6 protein-coding genes are annotated in these 6,235 nt (G+C 71.9%); 3 read left to right on the forward strand and 3 right to left on the reverse strand.

Annotation, left to right across the window (positions count from 1 at the left end; translation table 11 throughout):
• Positions 1-82: 82 nt before the first annotated feature.
• Positions 83-910, reverse strand: coding sequence for an enoyl-CoA hydratase family protein (locus tag P1P70_RS38475; RefSeq protein WP_319246062.1), 828 nt, complete (start codon positions 908-910; stop codon positions 83-85).
• 357 nt (positions 911-1,267) lie between these two features.
• Between P1P70_RS38475 and P1P70_RS38480 the strand changes: the two genes are divergently transcribed.
• Complete coding sequence (locus tag P1P70_RS38480; protein WP_413471644.1) at positions 1,268-1,720, forward strand: ATP-binding protein; 453 nt, start codon at positions 1,268-1,270, stop codon at positions 1,718-1,720.
• Positions 1,721-1,771: 51 nt separating this feature from the next.
• Here the strand turns inward: P1P70_RS38480 and argF are convergent, their stop codons facing one another.
• Together argF and P1P70_RS38490 are read right to left on the reverse strand one after the other, a co-directional pair.
• Positions 1,772-2,779, reverse strand: coding sequence for an ornithine carbamoyltransferase (gene argF / locus P1P70_RS38485; protein ID WP_319246065.1), 1,008 nt, complete (start codon positions 2,777-2,779; stop codon positions 1,772-1,774).
• Between the two features lie 116 nt (positions 2,780-2,895).
• Complete coding sequence (locus tag P1P70_RS38490; protein ID WP_319246067.1) at positions 2,896-4,119, reverse strand: arginine deiminase; 1,224 nt, start codon at positions 4,117-4,119, stop codon at positions 2,896-2,898.
• 146 nt (positions 4,120-4,265) lie between these two features.
• Between P1P70_RS38490 and P1P70_RS38495 the strand changes: the two genes are divergently transcribed.
• The gene (locus P1P70_RS38495) at positions 4,266-5,432 is read left to right on the forward strand and encodes an SPFH domain-containing protein (RefSeq protein WP_319246069.1); all 1,167 of its coding nucleotides are present in this window, start codon (positions 4,266-4,268) and stop codon (positions 5,430-5,432) included.
• Positions 5,429-6,235 (forward strand): hypothetical protein (locus tag P1P70_RS38500; protein ID WP_319246070.1); only part of this gene is annotated, 807 nt, incomplete at its 3' end. The genes P1P70_RS38495 and P1P70_RS38500, both read left to right, overlap by 4 nt.

Below are 6,235 nucleotides of genomic sequence, written 5' to 3' on the forward strand. Positions count from 1 at the left end.
GGGCTTATTTGCGGCTGCGGGTTCGTGGGGGCTGGTCGCGCAGTTCCCCGCGCCCCTGGCCCGGCTGCCCCCGAGGTCGACATCAGTGGCCCTGCCACTTCGGGGGGCGTTTCTCTGTGAACGCCGCGTGGAATTCGCGGTAGTCCTCGCCGGTCATCAGGAGGGCCTGGGTCGACGCGTCGAGTTCCACGGCGGCCGACAGGGGCATGTCCAGCTCGGCCGTCAGCAGGGCCTTCGTCTGGGCGTGGGCCAGGGCCGGGCCCTCGGCCAGGCGGCGGGCCAAAGTCCGCGCGGCGTCGTCGGCGCTGCCCTCGTCGGTGAGCTGGCTGATGAGGCCGATGCGCTCGGCCTCGGCGGCGCGGACGGGTTCGCCGAGCATGAGGAGGCGGGTGGCGTGGCCGAGGCCGACGACGCGGGGCAGGAGGTAGGCCGCGCCCATGTCACCGCCGGAGAGGCCCACGCGGGTGAAGAGGAAGGAGAAGCGGGCGGTGGGGTCGGCCACCCGGAAGTCGGCGGCCAGGGCGAGGACCGCGCCGGCGCCCGCCGCCACGCCGTGCACGGCGGCGATCACAGGGAAGGGGCATTCCCGGACGGCCCGTACGACCTGCCCGGTCATCCGGTTGAAGTCGAGCAGCTGGGCGGTGTCCATGGCGAGGGTGGCGCCGATGATCTCGTCGACGTCCCCGCCGGAGCAGAAACCGCGGCCGCCGCCGGCCAGCACCAGGGCCCTTACGGATCTCTCCCGGGAGAGTTCGGCGAGCAGGTCGCGCAGGTCGGCGTAGGCGCCGAAGGTGAGGGCGTTCAGCTTCTCCGGGCGGGCGAGGGTGACGGTGGCGACGCCGTCGGTGATCTCGCACCGCAGGTGCCGCCAGTCGGAGGTGCGGGCGGCGGAGCCGGTGAAGGGACTCATACGGGCGGCCTCCTCGGGAGCTGCCGCGGTGTCGCGGCTCCTTCCCCACCCCATGAAGTTATCACCGTTATCTGACTGTCGTCACGAGTGCGCTATAGGCCGATCGAGGGCGCCACCGGGACCGAGGGACGCGGCGAGCGGACCGACCGAGGCAGGCGGCGGGCGGGCCTCCGTGACTCGGTCACGGACGTTCGACAAGCCGGTAACGGCGGGCTCGGTCGGGCGCGGCGGGGCGTTGGCACGGGTAGACCGCCGTCAACGGGGCCGACGGTCCCTCGCGGCGCCCGCCGAGCGCCTTCGCCGGTCCGCGCCGTACCATTCGTCACGTTGAAAGCAGGACGAGCCATGACCTGCTCCATGAACGGATCAGCCGCCTTGCACGAATCCTCCGCCCCCGCCTCCTGGCGCATCGCGCTGCCGCACACCGCCGCGGCCGTGCCCGTGGCCCGCGCGCTGGTACGGACGGCACTGACCGAGCTGGAGCACGGGGCGGACCGTGACACGGCGGAGCTGCTCACGGCGGAACTGGTCGCGAACGCGATCGAGCACGCCGCCGGGGAGGGCCCCATAGAGCTGGTCGTCGAGCTGGTGCCGAGCGGCTGCAAGGTGGAGGTCCACGACCCCGACCCCGCTCCCCCGGGCGACCTCACCAGCCCGGGGCGCCTCGACCCCGACCCCTGGCAGGAGCACGGCCGCGGTCTGCTGCTGATCCGGGCCCTCAGCTCCGCCTGCGGCCACCGCCCCACGGACTCCGGCAAGGCGGTCTGGTTCCGGCTGCCGACGGTGCCGCCGCAGCGCCGCCACGCGTAGCCGTCAGCCGTCAGCGCGTGGCCGTCGGCCCGGCGTCGCCCGGCAGCGGCCTCAGGCCAGCGTCGCCACCAGGACCGCCTTGATCGTGTGCAGCCGGTTCTCCGCCTCGTCGAAGACGACGGAGTGCGCCGACTCGAACACCTCGTCCGTGACCTCCAGCGAGTCCAGTCCGTGCAGCTCGTGGATCTCGCGCCCCACCTTGGTGCCGAGGTCGTGGAAGGCCGGCAGACAGTGCAGGAACTTGACGTCCGCGTTGCCGGTGGCCCGCAGCACGTCCATGGTCACGGCGTACGGGGAGAGCGCGCCGATGCGCTCGTCCCAGACCTCCTTGGGCTCGCCCATGGAGACCCAGACGTCGGTGGCGACGAAGTCGGCGCCCTCGACCCCGTCGTGGATGTGCTCGGTGAGGGTGATCCGCGCGCCGCTGATCTCGGCGAGCTTGCGGGCGTGGGTGACGATCTCCTCGGCCGGCCAGTAGGCCTGCGGGGCGACGATCCGGACGTCCATGCCGAGCAGGGCCCCGGTGACCAGGTAGGAGTTGCCCATGTTGAAGCGGGCGTCGCCGAGGTAGGCGAGGACCATCTCGTCCAGCGGCTTGTCGCTGTGCTCGGTCATGGTCATCACGTCGGCCAGCATCTGGGTGGGGTGCCAGTCGTCGGTGAGCCCGTTGTAGACCGGCACCCCGGCGTACGCGGCCAGCTCCTCGACGTTCGCCTGGCTGTCGCCCCGGTACTCGATCGCGTCGAACATCCGGCCGAGCACCCGCGCGGTGTCCTTGACGGACTCCTTGTGGCCCATCTGGGAGCCGGAGGGGTCCAGGTACACCGTCCGGGCGCCCTGGTCGGCCGCGGCGACCTCGAACGCGCAGCGCGTGCGCGTCGAGGTCTTCTCGAAGACGAGCGCGATGTTCCTGCCCCGCAGGTGCCGGGTCTCCGTCCCGGCCTTCTTGGCCGCCTTCAGCTCCACGGCCAGCTCGATCAGCCCGCGGAACTCCGCCGCGGTGAAGTCCAGCTCCTTGAGGAAGTGGCGCCCGGCGAGGGCGTGGGGAACGGTCGCCATGGGGCGCTCCTGGATCGACGGGACAGGGTCAGCGAGAGGAAGACTGGAAGTCTATACGATGTTCCACATTTCTATACGGCGCCGCCTTTTCGCCGCCTTTACGCCGCCCCGGATCCCTACACCGCCGATCTCTCCACCGGGCAGCTCATGCAGCGCGGCCCGCCCCTCCCCCGCCCCAGCTCGCTGCCCGGGATCTCGATCACCTCGATGCCCTGCTTGCGCAGATGCGTGTTGGTGGTGGCGTTGCGCTCGTAGGCGACGACGACGCCGGGCTCGACGGCGAGGACGTTGCAGCCGTCGTCCCACTGCTCGCGTTCGGCGGCGTGGACGTCCTGCGTGGCGGTGAGCACCCTGATGGCGTCGAGGCCGAGCGCGGCGGCGATCGCGCGGTGCATGTGCTCCGGCGGGTGGTCGGTGACCTTGAGCTCCTTCTCGCCGACGCCGGGCTCGATGGTGTACGAGCGGAGCATGCCGAGTCCGCCGTACTGGGTGAACGTGTCGCCGTCGACCATGGTCATGACGGTGTCGAGATGCATGAAGGCCCGGCGCTTGGGCATGTCGAGGGCCACGATGGTCCGCGCGGAGCCGGCGGCGAAGAGCTTGTGCGCGAGCATCTCGACGGCCTGCGGGGTGGTGCGCTCGCTCATGCCGATGAGGACGGCCCCGTTGCCGATGACGAGGACGTCGCCGCCCTCGATGGTGGACGGGTAGTCGGCCTGACCTTCCGACCAGACGTGGAACGTCTCGGCGCGGAAGAGCGGGTGGTGCCGGTAGATCGCCTCGAAGTGGACGGTCTCGCGCTGACGGGCCGGCCAGCGCATGGCGTTGATGGAGACCCCGTCGTAGATCCAGGCGGAGGTGTCCCGGGTGAAGAGGTGGTTGGGCAGCGGGTCGAGGAGGAAGTCGTCAAGCTCCATGACGTGGAAGCGGACGGAGGCCGGCTCCATGTGCGCGTCGAGGAACTCGCGCTTGGTCATGCCGCCGATCAGCGCCTCGACCAGCTCGGCCACGGGCAGGGATTCGAAGGCGGCCCTGAGGTGGTCCGTGGCGAGCGGGCCGTACTCCTTCTCGTCGAAGACGCGGTCGAGGACGAGTTGCCGGGCCTCGGGAATCCGCATGACATCGGTGAGGAGGTCGCCGAAGAGGTGGACGGCGACGCCTCGGTCGCGCAGCACGTCGGCGAATCCGTCGTGCTCGGCGCGCGCCCGGCGCACCCACAGCACGTCGTCGAAGAGCAGCGCGGTCTTGTTGCTGGGGGTGAGCCTTTTGAGCTCAAGATCCGGCCGGTGCAGAATGACGCGGCGCAGGCGCCCGGCCTCGGAGTCGACATGGAATCCCATGCCCTCATCCTGACCATTCGGGCGCGTGTTCACCCGCCGCTCGGCCGAATCGGAATCCTTCCGCCGCTTCCATTGCGTCCCCTTGACGATAAGTGCGCCTCACCGTTATCGTCTAAGTGACATTAACCGTAGGAGGGGGATCATCCATGGCCGACATCACCAGACGGCTGGGCTGGCGGCATCTGCGCGGGGCGCCCACCGCGCACATCCGCCACCACCGCTCCGGGCGGCTCGCGCACGACGGCCCGGGGCTGAGCTTCTGGTACCGGTCGCTGAGCGCCGCGCTCTCCGAGATCCCGGTGGACGACCGGGAGCTGGCGATGACCTTCCACGCCCGTACGTCCGACTTCCAGGACGTGGCGGTGCAGGCGACGGTGACGTACCGGGTGAGCGACCCGGCGACCGCCGCCGCCCGGCTCGACTTCTCCATCGACCCGGACACGGGGGTCTGGCGGGGCGCTCCCCTGGAGCAGTTGTCGACCCTGCTGACGGAGACGGCCCAACAGCACGCGCTGGACGTCCTGGCCCGTACGACGCTGGCGTCGGCCCTCGTCGACGGGGTCGCGGCGGTCCGGGAGCGGGTGGCGAGCGGGCTGGCGGCCGAGCCCCGGCTGCCGGCCACCGGGATCGAGATCGTGGCCGTCCGCGTGGTGGCTCTGCGGCCCGAGCCCGAGGTGGAGCGGGCGCTGCGCACACCGGCGCGGGAGCAGATCCAGCAGGAGGCCGACCGGGCGACGTACGAGCGCCGGGCCGTGGCCGTCGAGCGGGAGCGGGCCATCGCCGAGAACGAGCTGGCCAGCCAGATCGAACTCGCCCGGCGTGAGGAGCAGTTGGTCGACCAGCGGGGCACCAACGCGCGGCGCGAGGCGGAGGAGAAGGCCGCGGCGGACGCGGTGAAGGCGGGCGCGGAGGCGGCGCGGACGGTACGGCTGACGGAGGCGGAGGCCGAACGGACGGTGAAGCTCGCGGAGGCGGAGGCGGCGCGGAGCGTGCGACTGGCCGACGCCGAGGCGGCGCGGAGTGTGAAGCTCGCGGAGGCCGAGGCGGCGCGGCAGGTCAAGCTGGCCGGGGCGGAGGCGCGGGCCGCGCGAGACGTGGGCGCGGCGCGGGCCGAGGCGCAGGCGGCGTGGCTGCGGGTGCACGCCGAGGTGGACGCGGCGACGCTGCACGCGCTGACCGGAACGCGGCTCGCGGAGAACCTGCCGCGGATCGAGAGCGTGACGGTGTCGCCGGATGTGCTGACCGGGCTGCTGTCCAGGCTCGGCGGCGGGTCCGTCAGCGGCGGATCGGGGAGCGGCGGGGACGCCACGTGAGTCTCGCGCCGCGGGTGGTGCTGGTCCATCGCACCACCGAGTACGAGGAGTTGGTGGCCCGGCACGGTACACACGGGCAGGCCGCCTTCTTCCTGCGGTCCCGGGGGCGGGACATCGAGGACGTGGCCGAGCGGCACCGGCGGGAACGCGGGGCGCTGGCCGAGGTCACCTCCTCGGTGCCGCTGACGTGGCGTCAGGCCCGGGTCGAGCGAGGCGACTTGGACCGGTTCCTGTTCGCCCCCGAGGACGTGGTGGTCGTGGTCGGGCAGGACGGGCTGGTGGCCAATGCGGCGAAGTACCTCGCGGGGCAGCCGGTGGTGGGGATCAACCCCGACCCCCGGCGCAATCCGGGGGTGCTGGTGCGGCACCGGCCCTCGCACGCGGGGAAGTTGCTGACCAGCTCGCTCCGGAGCGACTGCTCGGTGGACGAGTTGACCATGGTCGAAGCCGTCGCGGACGACACACAGCGGCTGGTGGCGCTCAACGAGATCTATCTCGGCGCGGCGGGGCACCAGACCGCCCGGTACCGGCTGGGGCTCGACGGCGACAGGGGTGTCGTCGAGCCCCAGGCCTCGTCAGGGGTGCTCGTGGGGACGGGGACCGGGGCGAGTGGGTGGATTCGGTCCGTCTGGCAGGAACGGGGTGGTGCGTTGCCCCTTCCGGGGGCGGACGAGGCTCGGCTGGTGTGGTTCGTGCGGGAGGCGTGGCCGTCTCCGGCTACCGGGACGTCGTTGGTGGCCGGGGAGTTGGGGGCGGGGGCGCGGCTGCGGCTGACGGTGGAGTCGGATCGGTTGATCGTGTTC

Origin of the sequence: Streptomyces sp. MB09-02B, assembly GCF_033794485.1 — a bacterium.
In the GTDB taxonomy this organism is placed as follows: Bacteria; Actinomycetota; Actinomycetes; order Streptomycetales; family Streptomycetaceae; genus Streptomyces.

What these genes read in the sequence shown, in the direction of transcription:
- P1P70_RS38480 (WP_413471644.1), top strand. Translation starts at nt 1,268, where the DNA reads ATGAACGGATCAGCCGCCTTGCACGAATCCTCCGCCCCCGCCTCCTGG.
- argF (WP_319246065.1), bottom strand. Translation starts at nt 2,779, where the DNA reads ATGGCGACCGTTCCCCACGCCCTCGCCGGGCGCCACTTCCTCAAGGAG.
- P1P70_RS38495 (WP_319246069.1), top strand. Translation starts at nt 4,266, where the DNA reads ATGGCCGACATCACCAGACGGCTGGGCTGGCGGCATCTGCGCGGGGCG.
- P1P70_RS38475 (WP_319246062.1), bottom strand. Translation starts at nt 910, where the DNA reads ATGAGTCCCTTCACCGGCTCCGCCGCCCGCACCTCCGACTGGCGGCAC.
- P1P70_RS38490 (WP_319246067.1), bottom strand. Translation starts at nt 4,119, where the DNA reads ATGGGATTCCATGTCGACTCCGAGGCCGGGCGCCTGCGCCGCGTCATT.